Origin of the sequence: Sorangium sp. So ce145 (assembly GCF_051525985.1) — a bacterium.
Lineage (GTDB): Bacteria > Myxococcota_A > Polyangia > Polyangiales > Polyangiaceae > Sorangium > Sorangium cellulosum_B.
Genome location: NZ_CP150315.1, coordinates 6,879,910 through 6,896,005, shown reverse-complemented (window position 1 = coordinate 6,896,005; position 16,096 = coordinate 6,879,910). Strand labels below are relative to the sequence as shown.

The 16,096-nt window shown below is 73.0% G+C and carries 12 protein-coding genes; 3 read left to right on the top strand and 9 right to left on the bottom strand.

What is annotated here, in order from left to right:
- Positions 1-84: 84 nt before the first annotated feature.
- Positions 85-2,088 carry a hypothetical protein gene (locus WMF34_RS25355; protein ID WP_437989393.1) on the bottom strand — a complete coding sequence of 668 codons (2,004 nt, stop codon included), beginning with the start codon at positions 2,086-2,088 and terminating at the stop codon, positions 85-87.
- A gap of 218 nt (positions 2,089-2,306) precedes the next feature.
- Here WMF34_RS25355 and WMF34_RS25350 point away from each other — a divergent pair, with 218 nt between their 5' ends.
- Positions 2,307-3,029, top strand: coding sequence for a hypothetical protein (locus WMF34_RS25350; RefSeq protein WP_437989392.1), 723 nt, complete (start codon positions 2,307-2,309; stop codon positions 3,027-3,029).
- Positions 3,030-3,128: 99 nt separating this feature from the next.
- On the opposite strand, the gene WMF34_RS25345 is transcribed toward WMF34_RS25350, so the two are convergent.
- The 4 genes from WMF34_RS25345 to WMF34_RS25330 all read right to left on the bottom strand — a co-directional run bounded on the left by WMF34_RS25345 (position 3,129) and on the right by WMF34_RS25330 (position 6,168).
- A complete protein-coding gene (locus WMF34_RS25345; protein WP_437989391.1) occupies positions 3,129-3,968 on the bottom strand; it encodes an ABC transporter ATP-binding protein in 840 nt (279 codons plus the stop codon).
- Between the two features lie 4 nt (positions 3,969-3,972).
- Positions 3,973-4,785 (bottom strand): ABC transporter permease subunit, encoded by an 813-nt coding sequence (locus WMF34_RS25340; protein ID WP_012237552.1) that lies wholly within the window; start codon positions 4,783-4,785, stop codon positions 3,973-3,975.
- The gene (locus WMF34_RS25335; RefSeq protein WP_437989390.1) at positions 4,782-5,825 is read right to left on the bottom strand and encodes a sulfonate ABC transporter substrate-binding protein; all 1,044 of its coding nucleotides are present in this window, start codon (positions 5,823-5,825) and stop codon (positions 4,782-4,784) included. The genes WMF34_RS25340 and WMF34_RS25335 overlap by 4 nt, the downstream gene beginning before the upstream one ends.
- A gap of 175 nt (positions 5,826-6,000) precedes the next feature.
- On the bottom strand, positions 6,001-6,168 hold the full coding sequence (locus tag WMF34_RS25330) for a hypothetical protein (RefSeq protein ID WP_437989389.1): 168 nt from the start codon (positions 6,166-6,168) through the stop codon (positions 6,001-6,003).
- Between the two features lie 2 nt (positions 6,169-6,170).
- Here WMF34_RS25330 and ssuD point away from each other — a divergent pair, with 2 nt between their 5' ends.
- On the top strand, positions 6,171-7,310 hold the full coding sequence (ssuD, locus tag WMF34_RS25325) for an FMNH2-dependent alkanesulfonate monooxygenase (RefSeq protein ID WP_437989388.1): 1,140 nt from the start codon (positions 6,171-6,173) through the stop codon (positions 7,308-7,310).
- A gap of 198 nt (positions 7,311-7,508) precedes the next feature.
- Positions 7,509-9,203, top strand: coding sequence for a hypothetical protein (locus WMF34_RS25320; RefSeq protein WP_437989387.1), 1,695 nt, complete (start codon positions 7,509-7,511; stop codon positions 9,201-9,203).
- Positions 9,204-9,310: 107 nt separating this feature from the next.
- On the opposite strand, the gene WMF34_RS25315 is transcribed toward WMF34_RS25320, so the two are convergent.
- From WMF34_RS25315 to WMF34_RS25300, 4 genes are read right to left on the bottom strand one after another with little or no spacing between them, the layout of a single operon-like run.
- Complete coding sequence (locus tag WMF34_RS25315) at positions 9,311-10,876, bottom strand: APC family permease (RefSeq protein WP_437989386.1); 1,566 nt, start codon at positions 10,874-10,876, stop codon at positions 9,311-9,313.
- Positions 10,869-14,525 (bottom strand): urea carboxylase, encoded by a 3,657-nt coding sequence (gene uca / locus WMF34_RS25310; RefSeq protein WP_437989385.1) that lies wholly within the window; start codon positions 14,523-14,525, stop codon positions 10,869-10,871. Before uca ends, WMF34_RS25315 begins: the two co-directional genes overlap by 8 nt.
- Complete coding sequence (locus tag WMF34_RS25305) at positions 14,522-15,196, bottom strand: urea amidolyase associated protein UAAP2 (RefSeq protein ID WP_437989384.1); 675 nt, start codon at positions 15,194-15,196, stop codon at positions 14,522-14,524. The genes uca and WMF34_RS25305 overlap by 4 nt, the downstream gene beginning before the upstream one ends.
- Positions 15,193-16,041 carry an urea amidolyase associated protein UAAP1 gene (locus WMF34_RS25300; protein ID WP_012237545.1) on the bottom strand — a complete coding sequence of 283 codons (849 nt, stop codon included), beginning with the start codon at positions 16,039-16,041 and terminating at the stop codon, positions 15,193-15,195. The genes WMF34_RS25305 and WMF34_RS25300 overlap by 4 nt, the downstream gene beginning before the upstream one ends.
- Positions 16,042-16,096: the final 55 nt, after the last annotated feature.

Below are 16,096 nucleotides of genomic sequence, written 5' to 3'. Positions count from 1 at the left end.
CGTCTACGGCTATCCCATCGCATCGCCGCATTGTCGTGACGTGGTTGGGTTTCGCGACGGCCCAGGGCCCGCGCGGACGCGGTGCTAGCGCCCTACAGGGTCGAGCCGGCGCCCCTCGGTCGGAGGCGTCGGCCCGGTGGGCGTCTCCAGCACGAACTCGCCGCCGTGGGTCAGCACGTGCCAGCGCGGATCCCGCGGCTCGGGCGGCGGGGGTCCCAGCCTTCCCTTGACGTCCGGCGCAGGATTTGGACGCACGCGGAACCGCACCTGCCCGTCCCGCATCTCCATCAGCGTCAGGTCCTGGTAGACCTCCACGTCGCGCGCCAGGGTGAGCGCCGGCTGCCCTGGGCGATCCAGCGTCACATCGAGGCGCCTGCCAGCCGAGGCCGCGGGCGAGCTCGCGAGGAGCGCCGCGCCGCCGGGAGCGGGAAGCGCCGCGACGCCGTCCGGCGCCGTGATCCGGCGCCACGCTTGCGGTGCGCCGAGCGGCAGCGGGCTTCGCACGAGCGCCTGCAGCGGCTCGCGCTGCCGGGCGCTTGCGGGCGGCGTCGGCTCGATCAGAAGCAGCGTGCCATCCGGCGCCGCGGCGATCCACTCGAGCGCCTCGGCCGGGGTCGCCTGGCTCCCCTCCGCGTGCCATGCACCTTGCGCGCCCCGCACGAAGAGGGCCGCGCCGCCGCTGCCAACGCGGCAGATCAGCACGCCGATGCCGGCCGCGTTGTGCAGCGCGACCGGCTGCGGGCACCCCTCGGGCGCCGCGACGGGCGTCACGGTGCTCGCGATGTGGTCGACGACCGCGAACGTCGGTGGCCGCGTGAGGTGCCCGGCGCAGTCGCTGCCGGGCGGTCGCACGCTCGTCGGTTCGCAGATCCCGTCGCCGAACGCCGCGATTTGTGTGCGCGTCGGCGGCGGCCGCGGCGCGGCGCTTTCGAGCAGGCAGAGCGCGCCTCCGCACGAGACGCCAGCCGCGCCCATGAGTCCGATACCGCCCACGACGCCCCCGTCGTCGCTTTTGCACCGTGGCTCCCGCCCGACCGCGGCGTCGCCGCGCCGGGGCGGTTCGGGCGCTGGCGGGGCGACGGACGAGCGGAACCAGCCGGCCTCGATGGCGCGGATCGTGGGGGAGAGGTGCAGCGCGATGCCCAACGTGGGTCGGGCGTACAAGGACGTGGTATATAAGGAGGCAGCAGCGGTCCTCGTCCACGCCCGGCCGTCGCGGCTCAGCACGGCGGGGCAGCTCGCATCGCCGTTCCAGATCCAGGATCCTGCGCGCTCGATCGCGCGCGGCTGGAACGCAGAGCGCTTCCAGGTCTGCCCGCGATCCAGCGAGAGGAACGTGTCGGGCGCCGCCGGCTGCTGACCGCGCGCCGGCGCCTGGACCACGGCCGCGAGCACGCCGTCGGGTCGCACGAGCACCGCGCGCACCGCCTTGCCGGGTGCGACCACGGCCGAGGTGAAAGTGCGGCCCTCGTCGGCGGAGACGCTGACGCGCTCTCCGGCCGCGGCCGCGATGAGGGGGCCGGCGGCGTCCCAGGCCGTCGCGCCAGGCACGCTGCCGCGCGGCTCGAAGCCGTCCGCCCTCAGCGCATCGCGGACGCCGGCGGCGCGGTGGAGCGCGCCCTCCGGCGTGGCCGCATAGAGCGCGTCGATCTGCTGGCCGGCAACGCCAACCCAGGTGAAGCGTGCGGGCAGCTTCAGCGGGCCGACGACGCCGAGCTTCTCGTCGACCGCGAAGGGTCCGCCCGCGGGATCGGCGCCGCCTCCCTTCGCGGCGAAGATCGCCACGTGCTCGCCGAGGGCGATCTCGGTGTGCTCGCGGAACGGGTCCCGACCGGCCCTCGCCCGCTCCTGCTCTCCGAGGGGCGGCTCGACCCAGGTTGCCGGCGGCGGCATCGCGGTGATCGGCAACGTCAGCGGGGCCGAGGGATCCACGGCCGGCGCGCCCGCGACGCGCGCGAGCGCTTCCTGCGGGGCGGGGGGGATGGCGACCCAAGCTGGCGCGAGCGCCGCGGGGGCCGACCCGGCGGTGGGACCACACGAAGCGACGAGAAGCGGGAGGGGGAGGAGCGCGAGCCGCGAAGCCATCATGCAGGGAGGGTCTCCTGGGCCACCCTTACCAGGCCCCCCGACGGGGATCACCAGGCGGGCGGTCGCGGTGCGCCGCGCTGGCCATCGCCTCGGCCATCTGCTGAGCTGGACCCGTGCGCACACCGCGAACGCCGAGCCCCGCGAGCCTGTGCGCCGGACGAGCCGCAGGCGGCACCCGCTCCTCGCCACGGCTCACCGACGTTCGGCGCGCAGGCGACGTGACGGGCGCGTGGGCCCCACGGACCGCCGTGGAGCGGAGGCGCTTTGCCATCCTGGTCACGGCAGCGTGCGTCGCGGCGTGCACGCGAGAGCGCTCGTCCGGAGCGCCCGCGCAGACCTCGATCCCCATCCAATCGTCGATCTCCGCCCCGCAACCCTCCGCGACGCCGCCGTCGGCGCCCGCACCGAGCGCCACCGTCGATGCGTCGTCGTGCACGCCGCACGATCGACCCACGAAGCTGTACTGGACGGAGGGGTGTTGCACGCCGGTCGTCGCCAAGGACGTGGTCGCGTGCCTCTCGGAGGCTGAGCGCGCGGCCGTCGGGTATGTGTCGGCCGAGCTCGTGAGCCACTGCGAGTGGGCCGAGCTGCCGACCGACGACGCGAGAGGTCACCTGGACTGCCCGTATACCTCGGCCCTGGGCTTCGGCTATCAGTGCGAGGACAAACACCGGGAGCTCCTGCGCCGCTGGTTCCAGGAAGACATGCCGAGCAGATGTTCGCAGAAGCCGGATACAGCCTATCAGCAGGAGGTCCTCGTCGAGCTCACGTTCTCCACCGTCGGCACGCGCACGACCGTCGACTACGAGGCTGCCGGCACGACGGGGCCCGGCGGCAAGTCCTGGGCTTGGACCGAGACGCTCGTGTTCGAGCCGCGAGGAATCGAGCGGATGAAGCTCGTGCGCCGGACGGCCAAGGGAAACCGGCCGAAGGAATATTAGGCTGTACGATTGCCCGACGTCTGGAAATAGCTCGAAGGTGCGAACGCTCCTTCGGGGCCCGTGGCGTCGGAGCGAGGGATCCAGTCAATAAGGATCCAGTCAATGGCGAGCAATCTCGAGGCCGGTGGGGGCCAAGAGGGTCGCGGGATGCCTGGAGACGTCCTCGCGCGAGGCGCGCCGCGACAGCCCCCCTTCTTCCGGGGATCTCCTGAAGATCGCGTCGAGGAGCACGCCAGCGAGGCGGCCGACCTCCGGCACCTCCCTGGCCCGGGGGCGCGGCAGATCCACCGCGACGCTCTCCACGATGCGCCCCTCGTCGAACACCAGCACGCGATCTCCGAGCAGGACCGCCTCCTCCACGTCGTGCGTCACCAGGATGGCCGTGAAGCGGCGCTGCGCCCACAGCGACTCGACGAGGCGCTGCGCCCCGATCCGCGTCAGGGCGTCGAGCGCGCCGAACGGCTCGTCGAGGAGCAGCACCTTCGGGTCGTGGACGAGCGCGCGCGCGAGGGCGACCCGCTGCCGCTGACCTCCCGAGAGCACGCCCGGGTAGTCGTTCAGCCGATCTCCGAGCCCGACCCGGTCGAGCACGTCGCGCGCGCGCGCGTCGCGCCCTCTCGGCCCGCCGATGCACGTGTTCTCCAGCACCGTGCGCCAGGGCAGCAGCCGGGGCTCCTGGAACACGACGCGCACGGCCTCGCGCGCCGCGACCTCCCGCGAGGCCAGGACGCGCGCCACGCCGCGCGTCGGCTGCTCGAGGCCGCACAGGACGCGGAGCAGCGTGCTCTTGCCCGAGCCGCTCCGCCCGACGATCGTCACGAACTCGCCAGGGCGGATGTCGAGCGCGATGCCCGAGAGCGCGAGCCGGTCGCCGTACCGCTTGTCGACCTGCTCCAGCACGACGCGCGCGCCGGCGGTCTGATCGCCCGAACCGCTCATTCGCTCACCTCGCCTCGAGCCGCTGCAGCGGCGGCTGCCACGGCAGGAGCCGGCGCTCGAGCCACCGCGCCAGGGAGTCGGCCAGCTTGCCGAGGATGGCCCAGAGCACGATCGTGAGCACGAGGAGATCCATCTGCATGAACTCGCGGGCGTTCATCGCGACATAGCCCAGGCCCTGGCTCGCGCCGAGGGTCTCCGCGACGATGAGCACGAGCCACGAGAGCCCGAGCGCGAAGCGCAGACCCACGAGGATCGAGGGGAGCGCGCCCGGGAAGATGACCTCGCGGTAGAGCGCGAACCCCCGCACGTCGTAGACCCGCGCCATCTCGATGAGCTGCGGATCCACGCTGCGCACGCCGTGGAACGTGTTCAGGTAAACGGGGAACAGCACCGTGATCGCGACGATGAAGAGCTTCGCGGCCTCGCCGAGCCCGAACCACAGGATCACGAGCGGCACGAGCGCCAGCGCGGGGATCGCCCGGAGCATCTGCAGCGGCCCGTCGATGACCAGCTGCAGCGGGCGCGAGAGCCCCGTGCCGAGGCCGAGCGCGAGCCCGACGGCGGCGCCGACGACGAGCCCGCCGGCCGCCCGCAGCGCGCTCACGCCGAGGTGCGCGGGCAGATCGCCGCTCCTCGTGGCGTTCGAGGCGGCAACGAGCACCTCGACGGGCGACGGCAGCAGACTCTTCGGGATGATCTGCAGCCGCGACAGGACCTCCCAGAGGATCACGAGCGCCAGCGGGGCCAGCCAGGGCGCGATGCGCACGCCGAGCCCGCGCGCCGCGCCGCCTGGGATCGGCGCTTCGCCGGCCGTCATCGCGCGCCTCCGATCGCGGCGCCCGGCAGGAGCGCCTCCTCGACGCGGATGTCGCGCGGGATGATCGCGAGCTTGTGGAACGTATCGGCGATGGCTTGCTGCCTTTGCACGATCTCGGGCGTGATCGGGAGGATCTGGAACGCGCGCCGGTGCTCGGACCGCAGGAACGCCTCGTACGAGATCCCCGAAGATCTCGCGAGGATCTGCGAGGCTTCCTCGCGGTGCCCGTCCTCCCAGGCGCTCAGCGCGCGGTACTCGTCGAACACGATCTGCAAGATCGCCGGCTGCTCTTCCGCGAACTCTCGCCGGACGACATAGAAGAGGCGGTTGTCGACGAGCCCCTCGCCGTCCTGGAGGACACGGGCCCCGGCGAGCTCGGCCGCTGCCAGGAAGGGATCCCAGATCACCCAGGCATCGACATTGCCGCCCTCGAACGCGGTCCGCGCGTCGGCGGGCGCCAGGAAGACGACCTGGATGTCGTCCAGCGTCAGCCCGGCGCTCTCGAGGGCTCGAACCAGCAGGTAATGCACGTTGGAGCCGCGGTTGAGGGCGACGCGCTTGCCTTTCAAGGCCGCGAGCGTGCGGATCGGAGAGTCCTTCTTGACGACGATCGCCTCGGCCCTGGGCGCCGGCGCGTCGGTGGCGGCATAAACGAAGGGCACGCCGCCCGCTTGCGCGAACACCGGCGGCGTCTCGCCGACGTGGCCGACGTCCACGGCGCCCGCGCGCATCGCCTCGAGCAGCGGAGGACCGGCCTGAAACTCGACCCACTCGGCGCGGGCGTTCCTCGCCTCGAGCGCCTTCGTCAGGGCCTCCGCGCGCTCCTTGAGGAGAAACGGCGTGCCGATCTTCTGGTACCCCAGCCGCACCACCACCGCCGCCCGCGTGTCCTCGGCCGCCTGTCCGGCGTTCGCCGCCTTCTCGCCCGTGGCGCCCACCTCGCCGCCGTCGCGGCCGCACCCGAGCAGCAACAAGCTCGAGAGAGCTGCGCAGCCCAGCAGCGCGGAGCGGACCGTCGTGAACGAGATGTACCTGATCATGAGGGCTCTTTCGCCTCCTCTACAACCCACGTCAGCACGTAAGGATTCTATGTTCGATGCAAAATTGCATCTGTGACGGATGCGAGGTGGTGACCTCGGTCCAGCAGCCCCTGTGCCAGGTCGAGGCGCGGCGCTCCGCTGGGGAGGATCCGTGGAGGAGCGGTCGACTGCTGCTTCAGCAGCAGTCGATCAGCAGTTGGTGTTGCTGCGGCAGCAGCGGCGTCGCGGCGGACTGCCCGGCGAGGTTCCTCGGCGCCGCGGGCTCCAGCGCGCGGCGGTGCGCGGTGCGGATCGTGCTCTCGCGCGCCTGACCCGGCGACTCACGGGCGAGGAGCTTCTCCATCGATGAACGTCTTCTGGTTTCTCCCGACGCACGGGGATGGCCGATACCTTGGCACTGCCGAGGGCGCGCGCCCCGTCACGCTCCCTTATCTTCGTCAGATCGCGCAGGCCGCCGACGACCTCGGCTATCACGGCGTGCTGGTGCCCACCGGGCGATCGTGCGAGGACGCCTGGGCGGTCGCGTCGGCCATGATCCCGCTGACGCAGCGGCTTCGCTTCCTCGTCGCCGTGCGGCCGGGCGTCGTCTCGCCCACGTGGGCCGCCCGCATGGCGTCCACCGTCGATCGTCTGTCGGACGGCCGCCTGCTCGTCAACGTCGTGACCGGCGGCGATCCGGCGGAGTCCGAGGGGGACGGCGTCTTCCTGAAGCACGACGAGCGTTACGTCGTCACCGACGAGTTCCTCGGCATCTGGCGGCGTGTCATGGCCGGCGAGACGGTCGACTTCACGGGGCAGCACCTGCGCGTGAAGGGCGCGAAGATCCTGTTTCCGCCGCTCCAGGCGCCGCACCCGCCGCTCTACTTCGGGGGGTCGTCGCCCGCGGCGCACGGGCTCGCGGCGCGCCACGTCGACGTTTATCTGACCTGGGGAGAGCCCCCGGCCGCCGTGGCCGAGAAGATCGCGGACGTGCGCCGCCGCGCGGCCGCGGAGCAGCGCGCGGTGCGCTTCGGGATCCGCCTGCACGTCATCGTCCGCGAGACGTCCGAGGCGGCGTGGGCCGCCGCGAACGACCTGATCCGGCACCTCGACGACAGCACCATCGCAGCGGCCCAGCAGGCCTTCGGGCGCCTCGACTCCGAGGGGCAACGGCGCATGGCGGCGCTGCACAAGGGGCGGCGCGACGCCCTCGAGGTGAGCCCGAACCTCTGGGCCGGCGTCGGCCTCGTGCGCGGCGGCGCCGGAACGGCGCTCGTGGGCGACGCGGAGACGGTCGCGCGCCGCATGAAGGAGTACGCGGAGCTCGGGATCGAGACGTTCATCCTGTCGGGGTACCCGCACCTCGAGGAGGCCTATCGGGTCGCCGAGCTGCTCTTCCCGCGGCTCCCCGTCGAGCGGAGGACCGCAGGCGTCAGCCCGAACCTCACGGGGCCGTTCGGCGAGATCATCGCCAACGACATCGTCCCGCACCGATCGCAGAGCTGAGGCGGAAGGCCCCGCGCCGAGACGTCATTCGAGCTCCTCGGGGTCGGCGTCGTCGAGGGCGCGCCGGATCATCTGTCCTGCGTCCGGGCGCTACAAGGCGTCCGTCAGCGCCGCGCGCCCTCACGGTCATGCGGCTCCCTGATCTCGGGCGCCCCGAGCCCGCCCCCCCCGGTGCATATGTGAATTTTCCGTCAGTTCATGGACACCCACCGGACAGGCGCTGCCGGGCTCTTCCCCGTCCCGCACTGCGACGATGTGGCGGCCAACCCGGCCGATATCCACCCCCCGGGCTCTCCGAACCCGAGCGAGCAACCCACCGGCTCGATCAACGGGTGGCCTGTCCTCTGCCCGCGTGCCGTGGGGGACGAAGCCGCGAGCGATCCTTTCGCGAACCCGAGCGCCGACAGCGCGTACATGGCCACGGCCCTCTCGAACCGCTTCGACCTCGCCCCGCCGGACGGCTCCAATTGCGGGGAGTACCGGATCGTCTTCGCGAGGCGCGGCGGCCACCCCGATACGAACGGCCTCCAGCGGAACTTCATCATCTTCGAGGCCCGGCTTCCCAACCCGAACCCGAGCCTCGGCCGGCAAGCTTGCCTCCCGGTCGTCCAGTTCTGGCTGAACCAGTCGGATCCCGCGAAGAGCGTGACGACGCGCAGGAACGAGCTCCTGAGCTTCTACCTCCTGGGCCTGCCCGGGTTCGAGCCCGTCATCCACGTCGACCACTACGGCCACGCCGCGGGGCCCGACCGCGGCCAGATCCGAACCAACGAGTTCCTGAACGGCGCGTCGTCGCCGGACGCCTGGTCGCTCCGTGAGTTCAGGCTCATGCACGGCACCAGCAGCCCTTCGCTGATGATCGTCCCGTCCTTCGTCAAGGACAACCCGGCCGCGAGGCTCTTCTCGCCCGCCGCATCGAGCGATCCGCGGGTCACGGACTTCCAGCACGACGTCTTTCCAGACGCAGTGGAGCGGCTCGCGGCCGCCGACGATATCAACCGCTTCGGCTACCCGTCGGCCCTGCCCGATGAGATGAACGGGGGCGAGAGCCTGATGATTCCGCTCCAGAACAACTACTTGAACGCGTTCGGCACCGGGACGTCGACGCTGAAGAGCAATATCCAGGCGAAGCTCGACGCCATGGGAAGCACGCTCACGCCGGACCAGATCGTCGGGCGCGCGCAGACCCTCGCGTGCTCGGGGTGCCATGAGCCGCAGGACCGCGATGGCGCAGGGACGAGCAACTTCGATGTCGGCCTGTCCGCTCCGTTCCCGAGCACGCTGGTCTTCACCCACACCTCCGAGAAGACGGAGCCTGTCGACTCGAGCAACCCGAGCGGTCCGCGGCGCTTCATTATCTCGCCGGCCCTCATCAACGTGTTCCTCCCGTTCCGCCAGCAGGTGATGACCGAGTACCTGCTCAACGACCCGATCCTCGGGTTCGAGACGCCGGGCGCGTGGACCTCGCCGCAGGCACAGCTCGCGGTCCACACGGGCCGAGTGAGGGAGGGCATCTCGTCGCTGGAGATCAGGAACCCGACCTGGATCAACGAGATCATCAGCCCGAGCTTCAGCACCTCGGGCCTCGCGCCGGTCGGGAACAAGATCAAGGTCGACGTCTTCGTGCCCGTCACCTTGCCGCCCACGGCGATCAATCCCATCCTCAAGGTGCAGATCGACATCCCGTCCGCCGGCATCTCCAGGCTGTTGACAGGGGTCTCGCTCCCTGGCGTCACCCGGGGCGCATTCCACACCGTCGCGTTCGAGGAGCTCCCGGCTCCCATCCTGAGCGCGCTCAACGCTGGGCCGAGTGACGTGAAGCTGACGTTCACACTCACCGTGACCCCCAACACCGGTCCTTACTACATGGACAAGGTCCGATTCGAGGACTGATCCGCGTCGCGCTCTCGTGTGAAAGGGGCGCCCGGCGCGCGCCCCTTTCGGCGCTTCCGGCGGCCTCCGCTCAGGTCCGCTCGAGCTCGCCGCCGGAGCAGCCCGCCTCAGGAGGTCAGCGACGCGGAGCGCTCCCCGGGCTGGCCGATGGCAACCCGCTCTCCTCCCGGCCGCTGCGTCGCGGCGAACACCCCGAGCCCGACCACGAGCGTGGCGGCGACCCCGATCACCGGGAAGTACTCCATCCACGTCGCCTCGGCGCCGTCGGGTCGCGGCCAGGCGATGTTCGCGATGAGCGCGACCCCCCAGGCCACGGCCGCGGCGTTCAGCGCGAGCCCGGCTCGGCCGAGGGAGAACACCCCGGCCGGCGCCCCGGCGAGGCCCGACCACCCGCGCAGCCGGCGGAGGAGCATCCCCGCCGTCACGACCAGGTACGAGAGGTTCACGAGGAGCACGGCCGTCTCCGTGATGAGCACGAACAGCTGCGCCTCGCCGTAGTTCACGACGAGCATGCCGCTCGCGAGCGCGCCGACCACGATCGCCGGGGCGACGGGCGTCTTCGTGCGCGGCGAGACGCGCGACAGCGCCGGCGCGCACGGCAGCGCGCCGTCCCGCGCCATGGAGAAGGCCAGGCGCGAGGCGCCGGTCTGGATCGCCAGCGTGCAGACGCAGACGGCCAGCGCCACGTCGACGAGGAAGACCTTGCCCAGGGCCGGGCCGAGCGCGCCGAGGACCACGTAGGCGAGGCCCTCCGTGGCGAGGCGGCCGTCGGTCAGGCTCGGCGCGGCCATCAGCGCCGCGAGGAGGAGCAGCGCGCCGCCAACCCCGGAGGCCACGACGGCCTTCAGGATCGCCCTTGGCACGATCCTCCGGGGGTTCTGGGTCTCCTCGGCCAGCGAGCCGGCCGAGTCGAAGCCGTACAGCACGTACGCCGGCATCAGCGCGGCCGCGAGCAGGCCCGCCACCCCCGTCCCCAGCGACGACGGCGGCCCGTAGATGGGCTCCAGCACCACCCCGGGGCCGCGCACCGCGCTCAGGAACAGCGCCACGAGCAGCAGCGCGACGCCGCCGAGCTCCGCCATCACGCCGATGTCGTTGACCCAGGCCATCACCTTCACCCCGGCCATGTTGATCGCCGTCGTCAGCACGATGAGCCCCGCGCCGAGCAGCACGGCGTTCGCGGCGCCGTCGCGCGAGGTGAGCGACGGGTCGCCTCCAAGGAACTGGAACCCGCTCCAAACGCTCGGCAAGATCGCCTGCAGCGCGATGGCCGCCGCGGCGACGCTCACGACGTCGCCGACGAGCTTCAGCCAGCCCGCCAGCCACCCCGGCGCGCCGCCCCAGACGCGCCGCCCCCACGGGTACACCGAGCCGGCCACGGGGTAGCGCGAGCCCATCTCGGCGAGGTTGAGCGCGACGGCGAGCTGGCCCAGGAAGACGACCGGCCACGTCCAGAAGAACCGGGTCCCGCCGAAGGCGTACCCGATCACGAAGAGCTGGAAGACCGTCGTGAGGATCGAGACGTACGAGAAGCCCGCGGCGAAGGCGGACAGGCTGCCCAGGTCCCGCCGGAGCTCCTGGCGGTAGCCGAGGCGGGCGAGGTCCTCGGCGTCGCCGCGATCTTCCGCGGCCGGCGCAGAGGCCGGCGCGGCGGTCGAGATGGGGTCACGCATCGGCCGACACCCCCACGAGCGGCTGGCCCGCGCTGACCATCTGGCCCGGGCGGCAGCCGATCCAGCCGACGGCTCCGGCCACGTCGGCCACCACGGGGAACTCCATCTTCATCGCCTCGAGCACGGCCAGGCGCTGGCCCGCCTCGACGCGCTGCCCTTCGGCCACGTCGACCTTCCACACGCACGCGGTGAGCGGCGCCGTCACCGGCAGCACCCCGGCGGGGATGGCGTCGTCGGCGGCGGCCTGTGCGCCCTCGAGCCGGGCGCCCGCGCGGCGCACGCGGTCGAACTCGCCGTCCGCCTCCCAGCGGGCGCGCTCGGCGTCGAACGCCGCCCGCTGCCGCGCCTGCGCCGCGCGGATGGGCCCGGCGTTCTCGGCGAGGAAGCGGTGGTGCTCGCCCAGGTCGAACGTGGTCTCCTCGATGCGCACCTCGCCGCGCCCGGCCACCATGTCGGCGCGGAGCTCGAGCAGCTCCTCCGCCGACACGAGGTGGAAGCGGAGCTGGTCGAAGAAGCGCAGGAGCCAGGGCCGCTCGCGCGTGGTCTGCCGGAACGGCCGGTGGCGGCTCCAGACCGGCACCGTGCGGCCGAGGAACTGGTACCCGCCCGGCCCCTCCATGCCGTAGATGCACAGGTACGCGCCGCCGATGCCGACGGCGTTCTCGGGCGTCCACGTGCGCGCCGGGTTGTACTTGGTCGTGACCATCCGGTGGCGCGGATCGAGCGGCGTCGCGACCGGCGCGCCGAGGTACACGTCGCCGAGGCCGAGCACGAGGTAGCTCGCCGCGAGGAAGATCTCCTGGACCGCCGCGATGTCGGGCAGCCCGTTGACCCGGCGGATGAACTCCAGGTTGCTCGGGCACCAGGGCGCGTCGTCGCGGACCGCGCGCATGTAGCGCTCGATCGCCTCGCGCGTCGCCGGGTCGTCCCAGCTGAGGGGCATGTGGACGACGCGGCTCGGGATGCGGACCTCGGCCTGGGCGGGCAGGTCGGCCTCGACCTCGCGGAGCACGTCGAGGGCCTTGGCCACGGTGAGGCGCGCGCCGTCGACGTGCACCTGGAGCGAGCGGATCCCGGGCGTCAGGTCGACGACGCCGGGTAGGCGGAGCTCCTCGATCCGCGCCATGAGCAGGTGCGCGCGCACGCGCAGGTCGATGTCGAGCACCGGCGGGCCGAACTCGACGAGCACGTAGCGGTCGCCGCTCTGGCGGAAGACCACCGCGGGCCGGTCGTCGCGCGCCGGCACACGCCCCAGCACGGGCTCGCCGCGCGGCCTTCTCGGCGCGGCCGGCGCGAGCGGCGCGGGCGCCTCCTTCGTGGCTCCGCCGCGCAGGGCCACGAGGGCGTCGCACCGCTGCGCCAGCGCGTCGGCCTCCGCGGGCACGATCGACCGGAACCGCACCTTGTCCCCGGCGCTCAGCTGGCCGAGCTTCCACCGCTCGGCCGCAGCGACCGTGAGCGGACACACGAACCCGCCCAGGCTCGGGCCGTCGGGGCCGAGGAGGACAGGCATGTCGCCGGTGAGGTCGACAGCGCCGATCCCGTAGGCGTTGTCGTGGAGGTTCGAGGGGTGCAGCCCGGCCTCGCCGCCGTCGGTGCGCGCCCATTTCGGCGCGGGCCCGACGAGGCGGACGCCGGTGCGGGCCGAGTGGTAGTGGACCTCCCACTCGGCCTCGTAGAGCTGCTCGATCCCGTCGCGCGTGAGGAAGTCCGGCGCGCCGTGCGGGCCGTCGAGCACGGCGAGCTCCCAGGATCTGCCGATCTCCGGCCGGGCCTCGGGCGGCAGCGCGCCGGGGTCGAGGGAGGGGTCGACCTCCTCGCCGAGGCGCAGCACGTCGCCGGGGCGGAGCGGCCTGCCGGCGTGGCCGCCGAAGCCGCCGAGGGTGAACGTGGCGCGGCTGCCGAGGTGCGCCGGCACGTCGATGCCGCCGCGGACGAGCAGGTAGGCGCGCGCGCCCGGCCCCCGCACCGGCCCGCAGGCCACGGTGGCGCCCGGCGCGACCTCGACCGGCGTCCACGGCGCAACCTCGGTGCCGTTGACCAGCACGCGCATCGCGGCGCCCGCGGCGCACACGACGGCGCGCCGGTGGAAGACCAGCGTGGGCCCGTGGACCTCGCACTCGAGCCCGGCGGCGCCACCGAGGTTGCCCACGACGCGGTTGCCGAGCCGGAACGACAGGTCGTCCATCGGCCCGCTCGGCGGGACGCCGACCGACCACAGGCCGAGGCGCCCGGGCCAGTCCTGCACGGTCACCGCGCCCGGCGAGGCGGTCACCTCGATCGTCGGCGGGCGGAACGGCAGCGACGCGAACGTGCCCGTGTGGTGCCGGACCCCGCGGAAATCGGGGTGATCGAGCGCGACCGCGACCCACTCGCGGTTGGTCTCGATCCCGCCGATCCGGGTCTCCTCGACGGCGCCGCGCAGCGCCGCGACGGCCGCGGCCCGGTCCGCGCGGTGCACGAGGAGCTTGGCGAGCAGCGGATCGTAGAGCGCGGAGACCTCGGTGCCGGTCTCGACCCACCCGTCGACCCGCACGCCCCCGCCCTCGGGGGTGCGAACCTCGGTGAGCAGGCCCGCGCTTGGCAGGAAGCCCCGCGCCGGGTCCTCGGCGTAGAGGCGGGCCTCGATCGCGTGGCCGCGGAGCGCCGGGTCGCCGCCGGCGAAGAACGCGGTGTCGCCCGCGGCGATGCGCAGCATCCATTCCACGAGATCGACGCCGGTGCAGAGCTCGGTCACGCCGTGCTCGACCTGGAGGCGCGTGTTGACCTCGAGGAAGTAGTGCTCGGCGCGGGCGGGATCGACGAGGAACTCGACCGTACCCACGTTGCGGTAGGCGACCTTCGCGGCGAGGGCGCGGGCCGACTCCGCGAGGGCGGAGCGCAGCCGCGGCGGCAGGTCGGGCGCGGGCGCCTCCTCGAGGACCTTCTGGTTGCGGCGCTGGACCGAGCAGTCGCGATCGCCGAGGACGAGCACGCTTCCGCGGCCGTCGCCGGCGATCTGGACCTCGACGTGCCGGGGCGCCGCGAGGAAGCGCTCGAGGAACACCTCGCCCGAGCCGAAATTCGAGCGGGCGAGGCGCTGGACCCGCTCGAACGCGGCGGGGAGCTCCGCCGGCCCGTCGCAGCGGGCCATGCCGATGCCGCCGCCCCCGGCGCTCGCCTTGAGCAGCACGGGGTAGCCGATGGCCGCGGCCTCGGCGGCGGCGTGATCCGCGTCCCGGAGCACGCCGGTGCCCGGCAGGAGCGGCACGCCCGCCTCGACGGCGAGCTCCCGCGCCCGGTGCTTGCTCCCGAAGGCCTCCATCTGGCCCGGCGTCGGGCCGATGAAGACGATGCCCGCGTTTTCGACGGCACGCGCGAAGCCCTCGGATTCGCTCAGGAAACCGTAACCTGGGTGGATCGCGTCGGCGCCGGCGCGGCGGGCGGCGTCGAGCACGGCGTCGACGCGGAGGTAGCTCTCGGCGGGGGTCTGGCCGCCGAGGCGGACGGCGTGGTCGGCGAGCCGCACGTGGAGGGCGGCGCGGTCGGCGTCGGAGAACACGGCGACCGACGCGACGCCGAGGCGCTTCAGGGTGCGGAGAATCCGGCACGCGATCTCGCCGCGGTTGGCGACGAGGACGCGGCGGAAGGGCGGGGTCATGGCGCTCATGGCCGCACCACCACCGCGCGGATCGGGGTCGGGTTGAACGCGTTGCAGGGGTTGTTGATCTGCGGGCAGTTCGAGACGAGCAGCAGCAGGTCGAGCTCGGCCCGGAGGTCGACGTGCTTGCCGGGCGCGGAGAGGCCGTCGACGATGCCGAGGGTGCCGTCGGCCTCGACGGGCACGTTCATGAACCAGTTGATGTTGCCGACGAGGTCGCGCTTTCCGAGGCCGTAGGGCGCGGCGGCGAGGAGGAAGTTCTCGACGCAGGCGTGCTGGTGCTTGGTGTGGTGGCCGTAGCGGACGGTGTTCGACTCGCACGAGCAGGCGCCGCCCGAGGTGTCGTGGCGGCCGCAGCTGTCGTCGGTGACGGTCATCATCACGCGGCCGCGGTTCGAGCGGAGCCGCGCGCCGGTGGTGAGGAAGATGTTGCGCTGGGCGGCGATCGTGTCGGCGGCGCTGTAGCGCTCGGCGGTGTCGGCGAGGACGTAAGCGAGGAAGTCGACGGCCTGGTTGCCCTCGAGGTCGATGACGCGGACGATCTCGCCGGCGCGGACGATCTTGGCCCACGGCGCGCGCGCCGGGACGATCTCGTCGGAGACGAGGGCGCCGGACAGGCCGGCGAGGGCGGGGTCGCGCAGGGCGGCGACCGGCTTCCCGGGGGTGGCGGCGGGGCTCATCGCGCGCCTCCTGCCCGGAGGCCGAGCGCGAGCTCCTCGGCGGTGTTCTCGAAGGCGCGGCGCGCCTCGGGGGAGGCGTTGCGCACGGGGTCGTCGTCGGCGGGGGGGCGGCCGCGCCACGCGGTCAGGCGAACCTTGCCGGCGCGGTAGGCCGGGCGCGGGTCGAGGCGGTGCGGCGCGACGGCGACGCTGACGAGGACGTCCTGCTCGGCGCGGAGCAGCACGTGGGCGCCCGGCCGGGAGGAGTCGGGCAGGAAGGTGATGGCGCCGTCGGCCTCGATGCGGACGCCCTTGAAGAGGTTGATGGCCGTGGGCAGGTCCCGCTCGGCGAGGCCGTGCTTGGCGAGGGCGAGGAGGAGCCGCTCGCGGCCGGAGCGGAGGGCGCCGCCGTGGGCGTCGCTGCCGTGGCGGGACTCGATCTCCCCCGGGAGCGAGGTGCCGCAGAAGGTGTCGTGGCGGCCCGCGGTGTCCTCGAGGAGGGAGGCGAGGACGCGCCCCATGTCCGAGAGGAGCAGGTAGCCGGGGCCCGGATAGGCCTGCCACTGGAGCTTCACGGTGTCGGGGAGGCAGAGCCGCTCGATGGGGCGGTCCGCGCGGTGGAGCACGAGGGCGACGCAGGTGTCGCCCTCGAGGTCGACGAGCCGGAGCCGGCTGCCGACGGGGAGCGTGCGCGCCGCGTAACCGCCGGCGCCGAGGGTCTCCTCCCAGAGGACGTCGCGCGCTTCGACGCCCGCCGGCGGATCGCCGATCGACGTGCTCGGCACGGTGGGTTGCGTCTCGACGACGCTGCCTTCCTGGGCGCGCGCGTGCTCGCGCGCGGCGTACGTTGTGGCCGTTTCAGACATTGCCCGCCTCACTTTCGATAGACAATCGAAACTACGGGTCGACTATCCGGGGCCA

Coding starts and splice junctions, on each gene's coding strand:
- WMF34_RS25355 (WP_437989393.1), bottom strand. CDS start 2,088: ATGATGGCTTCGCGGCTCGCGCTCCTCCCCCTCCCGCTTCTCGTCGCT.
- WMF34_RS25345 (WP_437989391.1), bottom strand. CDS start 3,968: ATGAGCGGTTCGGGCGATCAGACCGCCGGCGCGCGCGTCGTGCTGGAG.
- WMF34_RS25340 (WP_012237552.1), bottom strand. CDS start 4,785: ATGACGGCCGGCGAAGCGCCGATCCCAGGCGGCGCGGCGCGCGGGCTC.
- WMF34_RS25335 (WP_437989390.1), bottom strand. CDS start 5,825: ATGATCAGGTACATCTCGTTCACGACGGTCCGCTCCGCGCTGCTGGGC.
- WMF34_RS25330 (WP_437989389.1), bottom strand. CDS start 6,168: ATGGAGAAGCTCCTCGCCCGTGAGTCGCCGGGTCAGGCGCGCGAGAGC.
- ssuD (WP_437989388.1), top strand. CDS start 6,171: ATGAACGTCTTCTGGTTTCTCCCGACGCACGGGGATGGCCGATACCTT.
- WMF34_RS25320 (WP_437989387.1), top strand. CDS start 7,509: ATGGACACCCACCGGACAGGCGCTGCCGGGCTCTTCCCCGTCCCGCAC.
- WMF34_RS25315 (WP_437989386.1), bottom strand. CDS start 10,876: ATGCGTGACCCCATCTCGACCGCCGCGCCGGCCTCTGCGCCGGCCGCG.
- uca (WP_437989385.1), bottom strand. CDS start 14,525: ATGAGCGCCATGACCCCGCCCTTCCGCCGCGTCCTCGTCGCCAACCGC.
- WMF34_RS25305 (WP_437989384.1), bottom strand. CDS start 15,196: ATGAGCCCCGCCGCCACCCCCGGGAAGCCGGTCGCCGCCCTGCGCGAC.
- WMF34_RS25300 (WP_012237545.1), bottom strand. CDS start 16,041: ATGTCTGAAACGGCCACAACGTACGCCGCGCGCGAGCACGCGCGCGCC.